This is a genomic window from Shinella sp. 1A1 (genome assembly GCF_055379515.1).
Window position 1 is genome coordinate 281,123 of record NZ_AP039672.1, and the last position, 18,362, is coordinate 299,484.

Sequence of the window (18,362 nt, forward strand, 5' to 3'; positions counted from 1 at the left end):
GCGGATTCACGGAGGGGTCATTATCGGGAAAGAGCCTCTGCGAGGCGCCCGAGATAGGGCTTCATCCGTTCGGCGGGCACGCCGGCATAGCCGAGGATGAGCGCGCCAGGCTTTGGGATCGCGACGGTGTAATCGGAGAGCGGGTAGCATTGCAGGCCCGCTTCGAGAACATCGCGGCGAACGGCGCTGTCCTGCCGTTCGCTCGAAAGCCAGGCAAGCGCGTTGAGACCGCTTTCGGAACAGTCGATGCGGGCGAGCCCGGCGAGCGTGGCTCGACCCGCCTCCAGGAAGGCTTCGCGGCGCTCCGAATAAAGGCTGCGCATGCGGCGTAGATGGCTGGCGAAGTGCCCGCCGCCGATGAATTCTGCGAGCACGAGCTGGGTTTCCACCGGCACGCTTCGATTGATCAGGCCCGAAAGGTTGCGGAAGGTATCGACAAGCCGCGGCGGCAGCACGAGATAGCCTACGCGCACCCCGGGATAAAGTGCCTTGCTGAAGCTTCCGGCGTAGATGACGCGGTCATGGCCGTCGATGGAGCGCATCGAGGGTAGCGGGGCACCGTCGTAGCGGAACTCGCTGTCATAGTCGTCCTCGATAATCCAGGCATCGTTCATCCGTGCCCATTCGAGAAGCGCGAGCCGGCGCGGAAGCGAAAGCGTCACGCCGAGCGGATGGTGCCGCGAGGGCATGACGAAGGCGATCCGTGCATCCGGATAGCGCATCGCCGCACCGGCGACGTCCATGCCTTCGCTGTCGACATCGGCAAGGCACATCCGGAAGCCAAGCGTATGGAAGAGGTTGTAGGCGGTGACGGGGCCGGGATCCTCGAACCAGATGCCGTCACCCGGATCGGCCAGCGCGAGCACCGCGAGCGTGAAGGCCGCATGCCCGCCGGGTGTGATGACAATCTGCTCGGGATCGCAAGGGTCGTGCCGATGCACGGCGAGATATTCGGCGATCCGCTGGCGCAGAATGAGTTCGCCGCCAAGATCGCCATAGCCAAGCGCGGCCACCCTGCCGCCGCGCGTCACCGAATTCCAGCATTTGCGCCACAGCGCAAAGGGAAAGCGATCGATAGCCGGTCGGTTGGGAAGGAAGGGCATCGCCTCGAACTGGCCGATATCGGCCGACATCTGCCGGGAGAGAGTGCCGATCCGCGACAGCCGGAGCGGCAGCGTATCGGGTGCATTGGCCACGGGTTTGCGCCTGTACGGTCTTGCCGCCGGTGTCGGCAGGGCGGCAGAGACGAAGGTGCCGGCTCCCTGGCGCGCCTCGAGATATCCCTCGGCCTTCAGGTTCTCCAGCACGCGCACCAGCGTCTGGCGTGACAGGCCGAGCTCCTCGCAGAGAATGCGGCTTGCCGGCAGGCGCGTGCCCGCACGCAGATATCCCTTGAGGATCGCCTGGCGCAACTGGTCCTGCACCTGCCGGAATTTCGGCACAGCCGCCGCCGCATCCAGGCGAAGGAAAGGCAAGATCGGGCCTTCGAACTGCTTGGCCATGGCGACCTCGTAAATTGGTACAATCAAAAGCACAATAATGGACATTTTATTGTTGTCCAATTGTTACATGCTCCATCTACACGAAACGCACCGATGCAGCCCCCGGGACGCAGACAGAGTGCGGGGGAACCGGAATACGCGGTGGCACCTGCGGCCTATTGCCAGGGCCGGCCAGTAGCCAGCGACCACCAATTGTCGAAGATGCCAAACAGGAGGAATTCATGAAGAAGCGCCTATCCCACACCGTCCGCTCGACGTTCGTCTCCACGCTCGCCATCGCTGCCGCGCTACCGGGCCTTGCCCGCGCCGAAGCGCCCCAGGAACTCATCGATGCAGCCAAGAAAGAGGGCATGCTGACGGTCATCGCGCTGCCGCACGACTGGTGCAACTACGGCGAAGTCATCGAAGGCTTCAAGGCGAAGTATGCCGGCATCACCGTCAATGAGCTGAATCCCGACGCCGGCACGGCTGACGAGCTGGAAGCGATCCGTTCCAACAAGGGCAATACGGGCTCGCAGGCTCCTGACGTCGTGGACCTTGGCCTCGCCTTTGCGCCGGCTGCCACGAAGGAAGGTCTGCTGCAGCCCTACAAGGTGGCGACCTGGGACGAAATTCCCGACAACATCAAGGATGCGGACGGCAACTGGTACGGCGATTATTACGGTGTCATGGCCTTCGGCATCAACAAGGACCTGATCCAGACCTCGCCGGCCGACTGGTCCGATCTTACCAAGGCTGAATATTCCGGTTCGGTCGCGCTAACCGGCGATCCGCGTTCCTCCGCACAGGCGATCCTCGCCCTGATGTCGGCCGGTATCTCGCGCGGCGCAGAACCAGGTGCGGAATCCGGCAAGAAGGGGCTGGAACTCTTCGCCGAACTGAACAAGGCCGGCAATTTCGTGCCCGTCCTCGGCAAGGCCGGAACCATCGCGCAGGGTCAGACGCCGATCATCGCGGCCTGGGACTACAACCTGCTCGCCTGGCGCGATGCGCTGAACGGCAACCCGCCGATGGATGTGATCGTGCCGAAGACGGGCGTGGTCGCCGGCGTCTACGTGCAGGCCATCTCGGCCTATGCGCCGCACCCGAACGCGGCCAAGCTCTGGATGGAGTATCTTTATTCCGACGAGGGGCAGATCGGCTGGCTGAAGGGCTACTGCCATCCCGCCCGCTTCAACGCCATGCTGAAGGCCGGGAAGTTCCCCCAGGACCTGCTCGACAAGCTGCCGCCGGCCGAAGCCTACGAAAAGGCGGTCTTCCCGAGCGTCGAGGCGCTTGACGCCAACAAGGGCGCGATCGTCGAAGGCTGGGACAAGGTCGTCGGCGCCAACGTGAAGTAACAGACCCGGCCGGAGGCCCAGCTTTCTACCCGGCGTCCGGCCAAACTCCCCTTAGGAAACAATCCGATGACGACAAGCGCCGCGCTGCTGCCGGCGGCCTTGCGGCCGCGGCGGCTTCTCAACTGGGTCGGGGTCGCCCCCTTCTTTCTTTTTGCCACGCTGTTCCTGATCCTGCCGACGCTCAACATCGTCGTCGGTGCCTTCCGCAACGCGCAGGGTGAGGTGACCCTTGAAAATCTCGGCAAGCTGCTCTCGCCCTCGATCAGCGCGGCCTTTTGGATTTCCATCGAGCTCAGCCTGCTGACGGCGGTGCTCGGCTGCCTCTTCGGCTTCCTCATCGCCGCCGCCATCACGCTCGGCGGCCTGCCGCGCTGGCTGCGCAACGGCATCGTCACCTTCTCCGGTGTCGCTTCCAATTTCGCCGGCGTGCCACTCGCCTTCGCGTTCATCGCCACGCTCGGCCGGCTCGGTTTCGTGACGATGCTGCTGCGCAACTGGTTCGGCATCAATCTCTATGGCTCCGGGTTCAACATCGTCTCGTTCCTCGGGCTGGCGCTCACCTATCTTTATTTCCAGATCCCGCTGATGGTCTTGATCATCGCTCCCGCGCTCGAAGGCTTGCGCCGCGAATGGCGCGAGGCGGCCGAAAGCCTCGGTGCCTCCGGTGCGCAATATTGGCGGATGGTGGCCCTGCCGGTCCTGTGGCCGTCGCTGCTGGGTACGCTGGCGCTGCTCTTCGCCAATGCCTTCGGCGCCGTCGCCACGGCCATCGCGCTCACCGGCTCCTCACTCTCCATCGCACCCATCGTGCTCTTTGCGCAGATCCGCGGCGACGTGCTGAACGATCCGCATCTCGGCTATGCCATCGCCTTCGGCATGATCCTGCTGACCGCGATTGCCAACGGCATCTACATCCTGCTGCGCATGCGCGCCGAACGGTGGGTCAAATGACGGGAAAACGCTTCTGGTCTCTTGTCGCCGTCGCGCTGGGCGGTCTCTATTTCCTGCTGCCGCTCGCCGGCATGGTCGATTTCTCGATGCGCATGAAACGCGGCGAATACAGCTTCGAAGCCTATCGCATCGTGCTGGCCGATCCGCAGTTCCAGCAGACCTTCCTCTATTCGGTCGAGCTGGCGCTGCTCACCATCGTCCTCGGTATTCTCCTTGTCGTACCGACCGCCTTCTTCGTACGGCTGAAACTTCCGGGCCTGCGGCCCGTCATTGAGTTCATCACGCTGCTGCCGCTGGTCATTCCGCCCATCGTCATCGTCTTCGGCTATATTCGTATCTACAACACGTCCTCCATCCTGCCGTTGACGGGAACCTGGTGGGGCACCAACCTCCTCCTGCTCTTCGGCTATGCGACGCTTGCACTGCCCTACATGTACCGTTCGGTCGATACGGGCCTGCGCACCATCGATATCGCCAGCCTTACCGAGGCGGCGCAGTCGCTGGGGGCCGGCTGGGCGCGAATCCTTGCGGTCGTCATCCTGCCGAATGTCTTCGTCTCGGTCCTGTCTGGGGCGTTCCTGACCTTTGCGATCGTTATCGGCGAATATGTCTTTGCCGCCCTGCTGAACGTCAATTCCTTCGGGCCCTACATGGTCTGGATGGGCAGCAACCGCGCCTATGAGCCTTCTGCGCTCGCCGTTGTCGCCTTTGCCATCACCTGGGCCTGCATGGGGCTGATCCAGCTCTTCACCCGTTTTTCGAAATTCTCCACCGCGAGGCGCTGACCATGGCTTTTCTCGACATCCAGCATCTGGAAAAAACCTTCGGCTCGCTCCGCGTCGTCAAGGATTTCAATCTCGGCATCGAAAAAGGCGAGTTCGTTTCCTTCCTCGGCCCGTCCGGTTGCGGGAAGACCACGGTGCTGCGCATGGTCGCCGGTTTCGAGACGCAGACATCCGGCACGATCCGCATCGACGGGCGGGATGTGACGGACCTTCCTGCCAACCGGCGCAAGATCGGCATGGTCTTCCAGGCCTATGCGCTTTTTCCGAACCTGACGGTGGCCGACAATATCGGCTTCGGCCTCAAGATTGCCGGGGAGGGGAAGGCGCAGATTGCCCGCCGCGTTTCGGAAATGCTGGAACTGATCGGCCTGCCGCAACTGGGCGAGCGCTATCCCTTCCAGCTTTCCGGCGGCCAGCAGCAGCGCGTGGCGCTTGCCCGCGCGCTTGCCCCGCGCCCGCAGGTTCTGCTGCTCGATGAACCGCTTTCGGCGCTCGATGCAAAAATCCGCATCAGCCTGCGCGAGGAAATCCGCCGCATCCAGCAGGAGCTTGGCATTACCACCATCTTCGTCACGCACGATCAGGAGGAAGCCCTCTCCATCTCGGACCGCATTGTCGTCATGCATCAGGGTATCGCCGACCAGGTCGGCACGCCTTTCGAGATCTACAATCGCCCGGCGACGCGTTTCGTGGCGGAATTCGTCGGCACGCTCAATCTTGTCGATGCCGATGTGGTCGAGGCGGAGAGCGGCAGGGTGCGCTTCGGCGAAGTGCCCGTCGCGCTGAATCGTCCCCTGTCTGCGCGCGCCGGTGAGCGCATCAGTCTGGCGCTTCGGCCGGAAATCGTGGCGCTCGGGCGCGCCGAGGGGCATGACGTCGTGCTTTCCGGGCGCATCGCCGAAGTGCATTTCCTCGGGTCGGTGATCCGTATCCGCGTGGCGGTGGGCGGCCAGATTCTCTCCCTCGATACATTTAACCAGCCCGACCGGCCACCCCCGGCGGTGGGCGCGCCTGTCGAGGTCAGTGTATCCGGGCGCGATCTGCTGGTGCTCGCCGCCTGAACGCGGAGCACGGTCATTCTCAAGGAGGAGCCGACATCGTGACGGAAATGCCATGGGGCCGGGAAGCGTCTCAGGATTGGCGTGAAAGAGTGGCCGCGTTGCCTGCAGCAAGCCGCCTCCGGCTTGCCGCTCGGGCACGCAGCGCACCGCTCTTCGCCCACGCTTATGCCTTCCATCTCAACATGCGCTTCGGCGGCATGACGCCGCTGCAGCTCGTGGATTTTGCCGAAGCGCAATGCCTTGCCGGTCTCAAGCTGCATGTCGACGACGGAGAACAGGCCAGCCTCAGCCGGATGAGCGACGATGCGCTCACTGCCTTCGCCGCGCAACTGAAGGCGCGGGGATTGGAACTTCATATCGAAACCAGCACGACGCATGCGAGCGGTCTTGCAGACGCCGTGCGTATCGGGCTGGCCACGGGGGCGACCTCCCTGCGGTGCTATCCGCGCTACGAGGGGCGGGTATCGCAAATCATCGCCTGGACGATCGCCGATCTGCGCCGCCTTGCCGACTTCGATCCCGGGGGCCGGTTGCGCTTGACGCTCGAACAGCATGAGGACCTGAAATCGGAAGAGCTCGTTCATATCGTGAATGCCGTCGCCAATCCGCGCCTCGGCCTGCTTTTCGACTTCGGCAACATGATCAACGCCTATGAACTGCCGATGCCGGCGCTCGCGATCCAGGCGCCATATGTCACCGAGGTCCATGTCAAGGACTGCCTCGTACAGCCTGATAATGGTGGCTGGGCGCACCTTGCCTGCCTCTCGGGCGAGGGCCATCTGCCGATGCAGGCGATGTTCGTGGACCTGTTTCTGCTGGGGCAAGACCGGCCCCAGGTCCTGGCCTTCGGCCTGGAGGAAGAGGAAGGTTATTTCGCACCGGCTTTACGCCGGCCCTCGGACGGACCGGATCCCTTCATTCCCGCCCGTACGGCAAGCTTTACCGATATCGGTCCGGGCAATATCGAGGTGCGCCTGAGCCGGGAGGCGGCTGCCGCCCGACGGCAGGTGGAAACGATCCGCACCATGCTCGAAGACATCGCCCATGAAGCTGAAAGGACCGAAGGATGAGCGCCCATACCACTTGCCCGCCGGAATTCCTGGCCTTGGCGCACGCCATGGCCGATGCCGCCGCCGAAGCGATCCGGCCGTGGTTTCGCAAACGGATCGCCATCGATGCCAAGGCCGACGCCAGTCCCGTCACGATCGCCGACCGCAACGCGGAAACGGTCATGCGCGGGATGATCGAAGCTGCATTCCCCGAGCATGGCATCAGGGGTGAGGAATTCGGTGTCTGCCGTAGCGATGCGGACTGGATCTGGGTTCTGGATCCGATCGACGGCACGAAATCCTTCCTTTCGGGATCATTCGCCTTTGGCACCCAGATCGCGCTTCTTCATCGTGGCACGCCCGTTCTCGGCCTGATCAACCAGCCGATCACCGGCGAGCGCTGGCTCGGCACAGACGCGGCGGCGACCCTTAACGGCGAGCCGATCCGCACCAGCGACAAAACCGGGCTCGCTGAGGCCATTCTCTATACATCCGCCCCGGAGCAGTTCGACCGCGTGGGCCACGACCGTTTCTCGGCGCTTGCGGCGAAGGTCAGCTTCAGCCGGTTCTCGCACGATTGCTACGCCGCCGGCATGCTCGCGCTCGGCGGCATCGACCTGCTCGTTGAAAGCAACGTCTTCGACTACGACATCCTGCCCCAGATGCCCATCGTGGAGGCGGCTGGCGGCATCGTGACCGACTGGGAGGGGCGGCCGCTTGTCGATGCCCGTCGATACGAGGCTGTGCTGATAGCGGCCAATCAGGAGATTCACCGTAGGGCCTTGGACATATTGAACCAATAATACGGCGGACGGTAAATCCATGGCCTGATCATGCATCAGCTCGGGAATGAAAGCCTGAATTGAATTTACTTCGGCATCAGGCCGTTCACGCTTCAAGGATGAGGCCGGCGGCGATGATTGCCAGCACAAGCGCCGCGATAGCCGTGTAGGCGTAGTCTCTTTCTCGCAAAAAGATGGCCAGCAGCAATGCCACGCGCGCGACCGGCAGCGAGATGAACATCACGATGCCCGCTCTCATCGCGTCATGTCCGCTCAGCGGGAGGGCCGGCCAGCGTGGCACCGGTTCGAAAAGAGTCAGGAGAAGGCCGAAGGCGACCAGCGCGGTGGCGAGCCAGGTTCCATACCGGAGAAGTCCGGCAATGATCTGGTCCCGCCGCTCGAAATCGTCTGTCCCGGGCTTCATGCGAATCCTCCGGCAAGGTTGAGATCGAAGGCGCTCAGCACCATCAAAACCGCCAGCAGCGAAAGCACGATCACGAAGAAGACGCGCAGCCTGTCGGCCGGAAGCCACATCAGCAGGCGCGCGCCCAGAAGCGCGCCGCCGACCGAGCCGATCGCGATGGGGCCGGCAATGCCGATGTCGATATCGCCTCTGACGAAATAAGCGCCGGCACTGGCGGCTGCGGTGACGCCGATCATGAAATTCGAGGTCGCGGACGAGACTTTGATGGGAAGCCGCAAGGCGGTGTCCATGGCCGGGATTTTCAGGACGCCGGAGCCGATCCCCAGCAATGCGGAGATGAGGCCTGCGCCATACATCAGCGCCATGCCGAGCGGGACGCGGCCAACCTGGTACGATACGATCTGCCCCGACGCCGGATCGGGAAAGCTGGAATGCAAGCGTAGGACCGAACCCCAACCCTTCGCGTTCGGGGCGGCCGTATCAATCGCCTCGTGCCGTCGCGCAAGCATCTGCTTGGCAGAAATTGCCAGAATGGCCGCAAAGAGACCGTAGAGGGCTCGCGTCGAGACGATCCCGACGAGGAGCACGCCGGTCAGGGCCCCGAGCGTGGTGGCCGTCTCCAGCACGATGGCAAGGCGGATATTGGTCAGGCGTCCTTCCAGAAACGGGGCCGCACTGCCGCATGAGCATGCGATAACCGAAACGATGCTCGCGCCAATCGCGACATGAATGTCCACGCCGAACAGCAAGGTGAGGATCGGCACGATGAAAATGCCGCTGGCCATGCCCAGCACGCCGCCGAGAGCACTGGCGCCGAACGCGGCCACGAATAGCCACAGGGTTTCCATTGCCCCGATTCCCGTTACGAACGGCTGCGCGGGCGCCGTTCCAGGCGCGTGACAAAGCTGATCAGGTCGCCGCGATAGTAGAGCCTTTCATAATCGACGGGGCGATGCCCTTCGGTGTAGGACGTCCGCTCGATCAGGAAAATCGCGCTGCCGGGCTCGATGCAGAGGGCCTGTGCTACGTCAGGCGCGGCGGTCGTGGCTTCCAGCCGGTACTCCGCTTCGACGAGCGGCAGGTCATACCTGTCTTCGAGCAGCGAAAAGATAGGCTCGGCATCCAAATCATGCGTGACGATCTTCTTCCCGATCTCGTGCGGCAAGTAGGTTTCATCAAATGACATGGCGACGCCATCGGCCATCCGGACGCGCTGAATCCGCATGACGAGGCTCCCGGGCGGCACGGCCAGTTGCCTGCCGGCGACCTCATCGGCAGGCACGCTTTGCTTGTCCAGCAGCCGGGTGGTCGCAGTGCGGCCAAGCGCCCGCATGTCCTCGACGAAGCCTGTCAGCTGGGTCAGTTCCTGGGTCACCTTCGGCGGCGCGATGAAGGTGCCTTTGCCGCGACGGATTTCGACCCGCCCTCGCGACACAAGGTTTGCGATCGCTTTGCGAACCGTCGTGCGGCTGACGCCGAAGCGTTCAATCAGACGATCTTCCGGTGGAAGTTGGTTACCCGGACGAAGCACGCCGGCGGATATATCGGATATCAGCGCCGCTTCAACTTTTGCGTAGAGGGGGCTGTGGTCATCGTCAATGTTCATGACGGTCGTAATGACATAATGACGTCACTATGTCGATGCCTTCCCGTTACGCCACATTTGAAATGGGATGCCGATCGCGAGCGGTCCCGCGTAACCGGAGCGAACGTGGTGAAGGCACCGTTTGTTGTCGGGAGCCGGGCGCTACGGGAAACGGTTCCGCCTTGCAGGCCTTTGCAAGGATTCTTACCCGACGCAGCTTGACTGCAAACATCTTTGCCAACACAATCGGCACTGCAAACAACTTTGTCGGGCGCAATGAACATTCTTGATCGCATAAAGGCCAAGTCGAAGAAGCTGACAGACGCGGATCAGAAGCTGGTCGCGACCATGCTGACGAACCGCGCGGAGGCAGCCTTCCTGTCGGGGCCGCAAATCGCCCAGCGTGCAGGCGTTCATGAAGCGACGGCGACAAGGCTGGCGCAGAAGCTCGGCTACAAGGGTTTCCCCGACCTGCGGGCAGAGCTTCAGCGCGAGGTGCTGCTGGATCAGGACGCGGCGAACCGCATGCGCCGCTCGGTCGCCAAGGTCGAGCACGGCGACTACCTGACGGATCTCATCGATGCCGAGATCGCCGCGCTGGAAACGCTCGCCCGCGCCGTGCCGCAGGCCGATATCGACCGCGCGGCCGACATGATCTTCGAGGCGCGTCGGGTCTTCGTCTTCGGGCAGGGCCATGCGCAGTCCGTCGCCGGCTTCCTGCAGCGCCGGCTCGACCGTTTCGGCATGACGACCATCGCGCTCACCGGCCGCGGCCGCGACATTGCCGAGCGTCTTGTCGGTATGGACGGCAACGACATCGTCATCTCGCTCGCCTTCCGCAAGCAGCCGCAAAGCTATGCGCCGCTGGCGCGCCATGCCGCCCGCGTCGGCGCGCGCACCATCCTGATCTCGGACCTCGCCGGCCCGCTGATGGAGCCGCCGGCCGATCTCATGCTGGCCGCCCCGCGTGGCCGCTCGGGAAGCGAATTCCAGACCCCGACCATCCCCTTCGCCATCGTCAACGGCATCGTGCTGACGATCGCGGGGCGGCATGAGCGGGAGATCATTGGAAGACTGGAAAAACTGTCGGGGCTTTTCAACGACTTCGACTGAACGAAACCTGGAGGAGGAAACCATGCTGAAACGACTGTGTTCGACCGCCCTTGCGGCCTTTCTCGTTCTGCCGGCCGCCGCGATGGCCGACGATCTCGACGGGCTGACGCCGGAGCAATTGCTGCCGCTCGCCCAGAAGGAGGGCAGCGTCACCGTGTTCTCGCTGTCGAGCCGCATCGCCAAGATCGAAGCGGCCTTCGAGGCGGCCTATCCGGGCATCGACCTCATCGGCCTCGACATGAGCTCGACAAAGCAGATCGCCCGCGTGGAGGCCGAGCAGCAGGCCGGCGTGCATGCCGTCGACGTGCTCTACATCGCCGATTCCCCGGTGGTCTTCACGAAGCTCCTGGAGGAGAAGCGCATCGTGAACTACGTGCCGCCGCGCGTCGCGGGCGTGCTGGAGGATCGCTACAAGGCGCCGCTCCTCACGCAGCGCCTGTCGACCAAGGTGCTGATGTACAACGAGAAGGCCTTCCCGGATGGTTCGCCCGTCACCAATCTCTGGCAGCTCACCAAGCCGGAATGGCAGGGCCGGGTGCTGATGGTCGATCCGAGCCAGCGCGGCGAACTGCTCGATCTGCTCACCGAAATCTCGCTCCATCCCGACGAGATGGCGGCCGCCTACAAGGCCGAGTTCGGCAAGGACATCGAAGTCGAGGACGGGCTTGAAGGCGCCGGTGAGCAGTTCATCAAGGCGCTCATCGAAAACGACCTGATCATGCTGCCCAACAGCGATGTGCTCAACAAGTCGGTCGGCGACGTCAACGCCAAGAACCCGCCCGTCGGCTTCGGCACCTATTCCGACCGCCGCGACAACGAGAAGGAAGGCTGGGCCCTGCAGGTCGCCAACAATGTCGAACCTGCCAACGGCATCCTCTTCCCGGCGATCCTGACCATTGCCGACAAGGCGCCGCATCCGGCGGCCGCGCGCCTGCTCATCGACTTCATGTTCGGTGACGACACGCCGACCGGCGGTCCGGGCTTCGAGCCCTTCAACGTGCCGGGCGACTATGCGGTGCGTCCGTCCATCGCCGATCATCCCGATTCCGTGAAGCTGGGCGAGTTGAAGGCCTGGACGATCGATCCGGCAAAGACGGCGGCCGCGCGCGGGCGCATATCCGACCTCATCATCACGCTCCAGTAACGAACCCGCAGGCCGGCGTGCCGTGCGGTTCCTTGCGGGAGCCGCGCAGGCATCAACAAAGGCGCGCCGGTCCGCGCGGAGGGTTTTCATGACATCGACTTCGCTTTCCGTGCCATCGGGCAGCCGGCTGCTCCGATCGGGCTTCCTGTTGCCGGCCGCGCTGGTGCTCATCGTCGCCGTGCTGGTGGTCGCGCCGCTCTTGCGCATTCTCCTGTCGACACTGACGCCGGAGGGGCTTGCCGCCTGGACGGCGGTGCTCGCCAGCCCGCTTTCGACCAATCTGTGGTGGCGGCCGCTGCTGAACACCATGCTGCTCGGCTTCAGCGTCGCCAGCGGCTGCCTGCTGATCGGCGGTTTCCTCGCGTGGCTCGTCGTGCTCACCGATGTGCCCGGCCGGCGCTTCCTCGGCATGATGGCCTCGCTGCCCTACATGATCCCGAGCTTTGCCGCCGCGCTCGCCTGGGGCACGCTGTTCCGCAATTCGCGCCTCGGCGGTTCGGCCGGCTTCTTCGAGACGAACGGCCTTGCCATTCCAGACTGGCTGGCCTGGGGCCTCATCCCCACGGCCATCGTGCTGATCGCTCACTATTATTCGCTCGCCTACACCATCATCGCCGCCGCGCTCGGGTCCGTCGGGGCCGATCTCGTGGAGGCCGGGCAGATGGCGGGTGCAAGAAGGCCGCGCATCTTCTTCGGCATCATCCTGCCCGTCGTCACGCCGGCGCTGATCGCCGCGGCCTCGCTCACCTTCGCCGGTGCCGTCGCCAATTTCGCGGCGCCCGCGCTGCTCGGCCTGCCGGTGCGCATGCAGACGCTCTCCACCCGCCTCTTCGGCATGATCGAGACGGGGCAGAACGAACGCGGCTTCGTGCTCGCGCTGCTGCTCATCGCCGTTTCCGCGCTGTTCCTCTTCCTGTCCGACCGTCTGGTGTCGGGTCGCAAGGCCTTCATCACCGTCACGGGCAAGGGCGGGCGCACGAAGCGCTTTCCGCTCGGCGCCTGGCGCTGGCCACTCTTTGCCGTCGCGCTGCTGATCGGCCTCCTGACCACCGTCACACCGGTACTGGTGCTGGCCGCATCCAGCCTCGCGCCGCAGAGCGGAGCGTTGTTCTCCAACTGGACGCTGCATTTCTGGATCGGCGAGGGGGGCGGCGAGATCGCGCAGGGCCAGGCGGGCATCTTCCGCAATCCGGTGCTGATCGACGCGCTCTGGAACACCATCCGCCTCGGCCTCGTCGTCGCTTTCACCACCATGCTGCTCGGGCTGGCGCTCGCCTATACGATCGTGCAGCGCAAGGGTACTCTCCTCGCGACGCTGCTCAGCCAGCTCGCCTTCCTGCCCCTGCTGGTGCCGAGCATCGCCTTCGCCGCGGCCTATATCGCGCTGTTCGGTGCGCCCATCGGCCCGTTCCCCTCGCTCTACGGCACCTTCGCGCTGCTCGTCGTCGCGGCTTCCGCGCATAACCTGCCTTTCGCGGTGCAGTCCGGCCGCTCGGTGCTCGGCCAGATCTCGGCGGATATCGAGGAGAGTGCGCGGCTGACCGGCGCGGGCCTCATCCGCCGGCTCTTCGCCATCATCTTCCCGCTGGCGATCCGCGGTCTCTTCGCCGGGGCGATCCTCGTCTTCGTGAAGATGGTGCGTGACCTCTCGCTGGTCGTGCTTCTCTTCACCGCCACCTCGCCGGTGCTCAGCATGGTCGCCTACCGCTACGCGTCGGAAGGCTTCATGCAGTTCGCCAATGCCATAACCCTCGTCATCCTCGTCGTCTGCCTTGCGGCCTCGTTCCTGGCCCATGCCCTGCAGAACCGCGTCCAGAAATGGAAAGAGCAATGAACGCCATCGCCACCGGCGCCGCGGACGCCATACAAATCCGCAATCTCGTCAAACGTTTCGGCGCCTTCACCGCCGTCAAGGACGTCGATATCTCCGTGCCCGCCGGCTCCTTCCTGGTGCTGGTCGGCCCCTCCGGCTGCGGCAAGTCCACGCTGCTGCGCATGCTGGCCGGCCTCGAAAGCCCTAGCGAGGGGGAGATAGCCTTCGTCGGCAAGACGGTCTCCAGCGGGGCAGGCGGCGTCATCGCCGATGCCGGACGCCGCAATGCCGGCCTCGTCTTCCAGAGCTATGCGCTCTGGCCGCACATGACCGTCGCCGGCAATATCGCCTGGCCGCTGAAGGTTGCCGGCTGGCCGCGGGAAAAGCGTGAGAAGCGGGTGAAGGAAGTCCTTGCCCTTCTCGGCATCGATGCGCTCGGCGAGCGCTACCCGGCGGAAATCTCCGGCGGCCAGCAGCAGCGCGTGGCGATTGCCCGCACCATCGCGCCGGAACCGAGCATCCTGCTTTTCGACGAGCCGCTTTCCAACCTCGATGCGAAACTGCGCATCGAGATGCGCAGCGAGCTGATGCGCATCCACCGGGCGACCGGCGCAACGTCGGTCTACGTCACCCACGACCAGGTCGAGGCCATGACCATGGCGACCCATGTCGCGGTGCTCAACAACGGCCGCGTCGAACAGTTCGGCAAACCGATCGATCTGCTGCGCAATCCGCAGACGACCTTCGTCGCGACCTTCCTCGGCACGCCGCCGGCAAACCTCCTGCCGGTGCGCCGGTCGGGCGAAAGCCTCGTCTTCGGCGAGACGGCGCTGGCTCCGGCCGCGCTGGCCGGCGGCCGGGACGAGGTGCAGCTTCTCTACCGCGCCGAGGAGGTCGGCGTCGGCGCCGTGGCCGGCGCACCGACGCTCACCGCGCGGTTTGCCGAAGCCGCGCCGATCGCCGGGCGGACCATGGTCACGGCGATGGTGGGGGATCTGCGCATCACCGGCATGGCCGACGGCTATTTCAGCGCGACGCCGGGCGAGCCCGTTGCGCTTTCGTTCATTCGCACACCCGATGCGGTCTTCGCGACCACTGGAGAAAGGATACATCAATGAGGCTGATCCTCATGCGCCACGGCGAAACGGAGTGGAACGCCGAACAGAGGCTGCAGGGACAGGACAATTCGCTGCTCTCCGAGCGCGGCGTCGCCCAGGTCAAGCGCTTCCGCGCCTATGCGAAGGCTCTGCAGCCGGCGCGCATCATCGCCTCCGATCTCGGCCGCACCCGGCAGACGGTCGCGCTGATCGGCCATCCCGACGCCCCCTCGGACGAGCGGTTCCGCGAGCTGGACATGGGCGAATGGACCGGCCGCTGCAAGCCCGACCTCATCGCCGAGCGGCCCGACGACTACGCGGCCTGGCGGGCCGGGCGCTTCACGCCGGAAAGGGGCGAGACCTGGGGCGTGTTTCGCAGCCGCGTTGCCGAGGGGGTGCGCGACTGGATGGCCCGCACGGAGGGCGATCTTCTCGTCGTCGCGCATGGCGGCGTCATCCGTGCGGCCTGCCATGAATTCCTCGACCTGCCGCCGTCCCGTGTCGTGCCGGTAACGCCTGGAACGGCGACCATCCTCAACTTCCCGGGGCGGGACAGATCGGCTGCGCAGCTCGAAGGCTACAATATCGGGTCTGTTGCTCCCGATGTTTCGGTCGCCGACTGATCGCCGAGGCGGATCGTTGCCTTCGGCTTCGTCCGCCTCCACCTTTCCGCGTCTACGGGACCGTGCGGCCCTGTCATTCGAAACTGCCGGGGAAGTCCGGATCGGCAGGCCGGACTTCCCGTCTTCTTCTCAATGTCCGGTCGATGCTGAGAATGCGGCATGCTCCTTGTCGTGCAGGGCGAAGCGGTCGAGCATGTGCGCGCTCGCCTCGTTGACGCCGGACACGGAGACATCGATGCCCTGCCGGCGGTACCTGAGGACGATCTTGTCGAGAGCGCCAACGGCGGTAATGTCCCACAGATGCGCTTGCGACACGTCGATCGTGACCTTGCTTACCGGCTCGGTGAAATCGAAGGCGGCGATGAACCCTTCCGCGGAAGCGAAGAAGATCTGACCGTCGACGTGATAGGTGCGCTCGCTCTTCTCCTCGTTCAGGGTGGAGCGAACGTGGAAGAGCCTCGCAACCTTGCCGGCGAAGAACACGCCCGAGAGCAACACGCCGACGAGAACGCCCTTTGCGAGATCGTGTGTGCCGACCACGGTTGCCACCGTCGCCAGCATCACGATGGAAGACGACGGCGGATTTCGGCGCAGGTCCAGGATCGAGCGCCAGGAAAACGTGCCGATCGATACCATGATCATGACGGCGACCAGCGCCGCCATCGGGATGATGCGTACGAGATCGTCCAGCACGAGGATGAGGAACAGGAGAAACGAACCGGCCACGAAGGTGGAGAGCCGTCCGCGACCGCCGGAGGTGACGTTGATCATCGACTGGCCGATCATGGCGCAGCCGCCCATGCCGCCGATGAGGCTGGAGGCGATGTTGCTTGCGCCCTGCCCGATGCATTCCTGGCTCTTCGAGCTTGGCGTGTCCGTCATGTCGTCGACGATCTGGGCTGTCAGCAGCGATTCCAACAGGCCGACCGCGGCGAGCGCCACCGAGTACGGGAAGATGATCTGCAGCGTCTCGAAGGTCAGCGGGACCTTTGGCAGCGCGAAGATCGGCAGAGCGGACGGCAGTTCGCCGAGATCGCCGACGGTGCGCAGATCCAGGCCGCCCCACCAGGCGATGCCGGTCAGGACGAGAATGGCGACCAGCGGCGAGGGGATGGCCTTGGTGACATAGGGAAAGAGGTAGATGATCGCGAGGCCTGCGGCGATCATGGCATAGGTCAGCCCCGGCACGCCGATGAGTTCCGGCAACTGCGCCATGAAGATCAGGATCGCCAGCGCGTTGACGAAGCCGGTGATGACCGAGCGCGAGACGAAGCGCATCACGCGGCCGAGCTTCAGGAGGCCGGCACCGATCTGGATGAGGCCCATCAGCAGCGTGGCGGCGAAGAGGTATTCCAGGCCGTGCTCCTTGACGAGCGTGACCATCAGAACGGCCGTTGCCGCCGTTGCGGCCGAGATCATGCCCGGACGGCCGCCGGTGAAGGCGGAGACGCAGGCGATGGCGAAGGAGGCGAAAAGCCCGACCTTTGGATCGACGCCGGCAATGACCGAGAAGCCGATGGCCTCCGGAATGAGGGCAAGCGCGACGACGATGCCGGAGAGAATGTCGGCGCGAACGTTCGAGAACCACTCGCGCTTGTAGGCTGTCAGATTGAACATGGGAAAGTCCGCAAGAGTAGTGCATCCAGACCGGACGATGTCCGGCACGTGAACTGGTTTGATGCTTTTGCGTTGTCTGGCGGATCGGCGGCCAGAAGAGCCACCCGGAATTTCACCGGGTCCGGGGTGAATGAAGCCGTTATAGAAAATGTTGCGCGCGGGTCAACGGCGATTTCGGACAAGATGCGGCGGGATGGCCGGAGGAAAGACGATGAAACGAAAGGCAGCCTCTCGTGCGGCGCGCTTTCGGGCATCGCGCAGCGCAATCCGGCAAGTCGGGTCCCAGCGGCCGTTGCATCCGTTCTGCAGGCATTCTCCTCTACCGGCGAACATCCCTTGAACCGCCCATGATGCCGGCCGTGGCCTGTCAGTGGCGGCCGGTTACGGCTGTCTGAATCAGGAAAGCATCTTACCGTCGATGAGATCGATCTCTTTTCGGTTGACAGAGGAAAAGGGCATGCTATCCGTTAATGAGATCGATCTCATTTTCACGGAGGAGAGAAAAATGAGCCGCATCCGCCGCATGATGATTGCTGCAACCGTTTCCATGCTCGCCATCGGCGCGCATGCTGCAAATGCCGAGGACAAGCTGAAGGTCGCCTTCATTCCCGGTATCGCTTCCGACCCGTTCTTCCTGGCGATGGAGAAGGGCGCGCGGGCGGCGGCCGACAAGCTCGGCGTCGAGCTCGTCTGGCAGGGCAGCGCCTCGGAATATTCGCCGCAGTCGCAGATGCCGTTCGTCGATGCCGCTCTCGCGGACGATATCGATGCGCTCATCCTCGTGCCGACCGACCCGGACTCGCTCCAGCCGGCCGTCGTGCGGGCGGAAGCCGCGGGCATTCCGGTCATCACCGTCGACACGACCGTCACCGACCAGGCCTACCTGACCTCTCACATCACCGGCGACAATGTCGACGGAGGACGGCAGGCGGCCAGGACGCTGGCCGGGCAGATCGGCGGCGAGGGCAAGGTCTTCATCATGTCCGGCTCGCCGGGCGCGACGACCAACACCTTGCGCGAACAGGGCTTCCGCGAGGAGCTGGCGGCGAACTTCCCGAAGATCGAGATCGTCGGCCGCGAATATGCCAACAGCCAGCCGGCCACCGCGACATCCGCGGTCAACACGGTGCTTCTGAACCATCCCGATCTTGCCGGCATCTTCGCGATCGACGGCACGAGCGGCACGGGCACGATCGCCGCTTTGCGCAACAGCAATGCGGTCGGCAAGGTCAAGCTCGTCGGTTACGACGCCTACAAGGCGCAGGTCGATGCGCTGCAGGAAGGCGTCTTCACTGCGCTGGTCGCCCAGCAGCCGGCCAAGGAGGCGGAACTGGCCCTCGAATATGCCAAGGCGAAGGTCACGGGCGAGGGCGCCGACAAGATCGAGAAATCCGTGGTCATTCCGAACGTGGTCATGACCAGGGAGAATTTCGCGGAGACGGGCTCCTCCATGTATTCGGAGTGAGCCGGCGGCTC

Annotated in this window: 17 protein-coding genes and 1 other annotated feature; of the genes, 12 read left to right on the plus strand and 5 right to left on the minus strand. The window is 64.3% G+C overall.

Features of this window, described 5'->3' with window-relative positions:
* Positions 1-20: 20 nt before the first annotated feature.
* Positions 21-1,502 (minus strand): MocR-like pyridoxine biosynthesis transcription factor PdxR, encoded by a 1,482-nt coding sequence (pdxR, locus tag ACZ48C_RS18130; RefSeq protein WP_464783541.1) that lies wholly within the window; start codon positions 1,500-1,502, stop codon positions 21-23.
* A 221-nt stretch (positions 1,503-1,723) separates the two neighbouring features.
* On the opposite strand from pdxR, the gene ACZ48C_RS18135 reads away from it, so the two are divergent.
* The 6 genes from ACZ48C_RS18135 to ACZ48C_RS18160 all read left to right on the plus strand — a co-directional run bounded on the left by ACZ48C_RS18135 (position 1,724) and on the right by ACZ48C_RS18160 (position 7,491).
* Positions 1,724-2,842 carry an ABC transporter substrate-binding protein gene (locus ACZ48C_RS18135; RefSeq protein WP_464783542.1) on the plus strand — a complete coding sequence of 373 codons (1,119 nt, stop codon included), beginning with the start codon at positions 1,724-1,726 and terminating at the stop codon, positions 2,840-2,842.
* A gap of 66 nt (positions 2,843-2,908) precedes the next feature.
* The gene (locus ACZ48C_RS18140) at positions 2,909-3,793 is read left to right on the plus strand and encodes an ABC transporter permease (RefSeq protein ID WP_119254891.1); all 885 of its coding nucleotides are present in this window, start codon (positions 2,909-2,911) and stop codon (positions 3,791-3,793) included.
* Positions 3,790-4,578 carry an ABC transporter permease gene (locus ACZ48C_RS18145; protein WP_464783543.1) on the plus strand — a complete coding sequence of 263 codons (789 nt, stop codon included), beginning with the start codon at positions 3,790-3,792 and terminating at the stop codon, positions 4,576-4,578. The genes ACZ48C_RS18140 and ACZ48C_RS18145 overlap by 4 nt, the downstream gene beginning before the upstream one ends.
* Before the next feature lie 2 nt (positions 4,579-4,580).
* Positions 4,581-5,639 carry an ABC transporter ATP-binding protein gene (locus ACZ48C_RS18150; protein ID WP_464783544.1) on the plus strand — a complete coding sequence of 353 codons (1,059 nt, stop codon included), beginning with the start codon at positions 4,581-4,583 and terminating at the stop codon, positions 5,637-5,639.
* Positions 5,640-5,836: 197 nt separating this feature from the next.
* Positions 5,837-6,709, plus strand: coding sequence for a sugar phosphate isomerase/epimerase family protein (locus tag ACZ48C_RS18155; protein WP_464783545.1), 873 nt, complete (start codon positions 5,837-5,839; stop codon positions 6,707-6,709).
* Complete coding sequence (locus ACZ48C_RS18160; protein WP_464783546.1) at positions 6,706-7,491, plus strand: inositol monophosphatase family protein; 786 nt, start codon at positions 6,706-6,708, stop codon at positions 7,489-7,491. The genes ACZ48C_RS18155 and ACZ48C_RS18160 overlap by 4 nt, the downstream gene beginning before the upstream one ends.
* Before the next feature lie 85 nt (positions 7,492-7,576).
* Here the strand turns inward: ACZ48C_RS18160 and ACZ48C_RS18165 are convergent, their stop codons facing one another.
* Genes ACZ48C_RS18165 through ACZ48C_RS18175 form a run of 3 tightly spaced genes read right to left on the minus strand, consistent with a single transcriptional unit; the run spans position 7,577 to position 9,500 of the window.
* Positions 7,577-7,894 (minus strand): DUF1634 domain-containing protein, encoded by a 318-nt coding sequence (locus tag ACZ48C_RS18165; protein ID WP_119254896.1) that lies wholly within the window; start codon positions 7,892-7,894, stop codon positions 7,577-7,579.
* Positions 7,891-8,742, minus strand: coding sequence for a sulfite exporter TauE/SafE family protein (locus ACZ48C_RS18170; protein WP_464783547.1), 852 nt, complete (start codon positions 8,740-8,742; stop codon positions 7,891-7,893). The genes ACZ48C_RS18165 and ACZ48C_RS18170 overlap by 4 nt, the downstream gene beginning before the upstream one ends.
* A gap of 14 nt (positions 8,743-8,756) precedes the next feature.
* The gene (locus tag ACZ48C_RS18175) at positions 8,757-9,500 is read right to left on the minus strand and encodes a GntR family transcriptional regulator (RefSeq protein WP_424547114.1); all 744 of its coding nucleotides are present in this window, start codon (positions 9,498-9,500) and stop codon (positions 8,757-8,759) included.
* A gap of 255 nt (positions 9,501-9,755) precedes the next feature.
* On the opposite strand from ACZ48C_RS18175, the gene ACZ48C_RS18180 reads away from it, so the two are divergent.
* The 5 genes from ACZ48C_RS18180 to ACZ48C_RS18200 all read left to right on the plus strand — a co-directional run bounded on the left by ACZ48C_RS18180 (position 9,756) and on the right by ACZ48C_RS18200 (position 15,269).
* Complete coding sequence (locus ACZ48C_RS18180) at positions 9,756-10,592, plus strand: MurR/RpiR family transcriptional regulator (RefSeq protein WP_318914107.1); 837 nt, start codon at positions 9,756-9,758, stop codon at positions 10,590-10,592.
* 25 nt (positions 10,593-10,617) lie between these two features.
* On the plus strand, positions 10,618-11,736 hold the full coding sequence (locus ACZ48C_RS18185) for an ABC transporter substrate-binding protein (protein ID WP_432430836.1): 1,119 nt from the start codon (positions 10,618-10,620) through the stop codon (positions 11,734-11,736).
* Positions 11,737-11,824: 88 nt separating this feature from the next.
* Entirely contained in the window at positions 11,825-13,570 is a 1,746-nt protein-coding gene (locus tag ACZ48C_RS18190) for an ABC transporter permease (protein WP_318914110.1), read from the plus strand.
* Positions 13,567-14,667, plus strand: a complete 1,101-nt coding sequence (locus ACZ48C_RS18195) for an ABC transporter ATP-binding protein (RefSeq protein WP_464783548.1) — start codon at positions 13,567-13,569, stop codon at positions 14,665-14,667. The genes ACZ48C_RS18190 and ACZ48C_RS18195 overlap by 4 nt, the downstream gene beginning before the upstream one ends.
* The gene (locus tag ACZ48C_RS18200; protein WP_318914114.1) at positions 14,664-15,269 is read left to right on the plus strand and encodes a histidine phosphatase family protein; all 606 of its coding nucleotides are present in this window, start codon (positions 14,664-14,666) and stop codon (positions 15,267-15,269) included. The genes ACZ48C_RS18195 and ACZ48C_RS18200 overlap by 4 nt, the downstream gene beginning before the upstream one ends.
* Positions 15,270-15,398: 129 nt before the next feature.
* Here ACZ48C_RS18200 and ACZ48C_RS18205 read toward each other — a convergent pair whose 3' ends face one another.
* Positions 15,399-16,886, minus strand: a complete 1,488-nt coding sequence (locus tag ACZ48C_RS18205) for a SulP family inorganic anion transporter (protein WP_454633699.1) — start codon at positions 16,884-16,886, stop codon at positions 15,399-15,401.
* A gap of 70 nt (positions 16,887-16,956) precedes the next feature.
* Positions 16,957-17,012, minus strand: a sequence feature (sul1 is cis-regulatory element that is thought to sense ions involved in sulfur or methionine metabolism; They are found in Alphaproteobacteria).
* Positions 17,013-17,391: 379 nt separating this feature from the next.
* Between ACZ48C_RS18205 and ACZ48C_RS18210 the strand changes: the two genes are divergently transcribed.
* Positions 17,392-18,351, plus strand: a complete 960-nt coding sequence (locus ACZ48C_RS18210; protein ID WP_313192454.1) for an ABC transporter substrate-binding protein — start codon at positions 17,392-17,394, stop codon at positions 18,349-18,351.
* Positions 18,352-18,362: the final 11 nt, after the last annotated feature.

What these genes read in the sequence shown, in the direction of transcription:
- pdxR (WP_464783541.1), bottom strand. Translation starts at nt 1,502, where the DNA reads ATGGCCAAGCAGTTCGAAGGCCCGATCTTGCCTTTCCTTCGCCTGGAT.
- ACZ48C_RS18135 (WP_464783542.1), top strand. Translation starts at nt 1,724, where the DNA reads ATGAAGAAGCGCCTATCCCACACCGTCCGCTCGACGTTCGTCTCCACG.
- ACZ48C_RS18140 (WP_119254891.1), top strand. Translation starts at nt 2,909, where the DNA reads ATGACGACAAGCGCCGCGCTGCTGCCGGCGGCCTTGCGGCCGCGGCGG.
- ACZ48C_RS18145 (WP_464783543.1), top strand. Translation starts at nt 3,790, where the DNA reads ATGACGGGAAAACGCTTCTGGTCTCTTGTCGCCGTCGCGCTGGGCGGT.
- ACZ48C_RS18150 (WP_464783544.1), top strand. Translation starts at nt 4,581, where the DNA reads ATGGCTTTTCTCGACATCCAGCATCTGGAAAAAACCTTCGGCTCGCTC.
- ACZ48C_RS18155 (WP_464783545.1), top strand. Translation starts at nt 5,837, where the DNA reads ATGACGCCGCTGCAGCTCGTGGATTTTGCCGAAGCGCAATGCCTTGCC.
- ACZ48C_RS18160 (WP_464783546.1), top strand. Translation starts at nt 6,706, where the DNA reads ATGAGCGCCCATACCACTTGCCCGCCGGAATTCCTGGCCTTGGCGCAC.
- ACZ48C_RS18165 (WP_119254896.1), bottom strand. Translation starts at nt 7,894, where the DNA reads ATGAAGCCCGGGACAGACGATTTCGAGCGGCGGGACCAGATCATTGCC.
- ACZ48C_RS18170 (WP_464783547.1), bottom strand. Translation starts at nt 8,742, where the DNA reads ATGGAAACCCTGTGGCTATTCGTGGCCGCGTTCGGCGCCAGTGCTCTC.
- ACZ48C_RS18175 (WP_424547114.1), bottom strand. Translation starts at nt 9,500, where the DNA reads ATGAACATTGACGATGACCACAGCCCCCTCTACGCAAAAGTTGAAGCG.
- ACZ48C_RS18180 (WP_318914107.1), top strand. Translation starts at nt 9,756, where the DNA reads ATGAACATTCTTGATCGCATAAAGGCCAAGTCGAAGAAGCTGACAGAC.
- ACZ48C_RS18190 (WP_318914110.1), top strand. Translation starts at nt 11,825, where the DNA reads ATGACATCGACTTCGCTTTCCGTGCCATCGGGCAGCCGGCTGCTCCGA.
- ACZ48C_RS18195 (WP_464783548.1), top strand. Translation starts at nt 13,567, where the DNA reads ATGAACGCCATCGCCACCGGCGCCGCGGACGCCATACAAATCCGCAAT.
- ACZ48C_RS18200 (WP_318914114.1), top strand. Translation starts at nt 14,664, where the DNA reads ATGAGGCTGATCCTCATGCGCCACGGCGAAACGGAGTGGAACGCCGAA.
- ACZ48C_RS18205 (WP_454633699.1), bottom strand. Translation starts at nt 16,886, where the DNA reads ATGTTCAATCTGACAGCCTACAAGCGCGAGTGGTTCTCGAACGTTCGC.
- ACZ48C_RS18210 (WP_313192454.1), top strand. Translation starts at nt 17,392, where the DNA reads ATGAGCCGCATCCGCCGCATGATGATTGCTGCAACCGTTTCCATGCTC.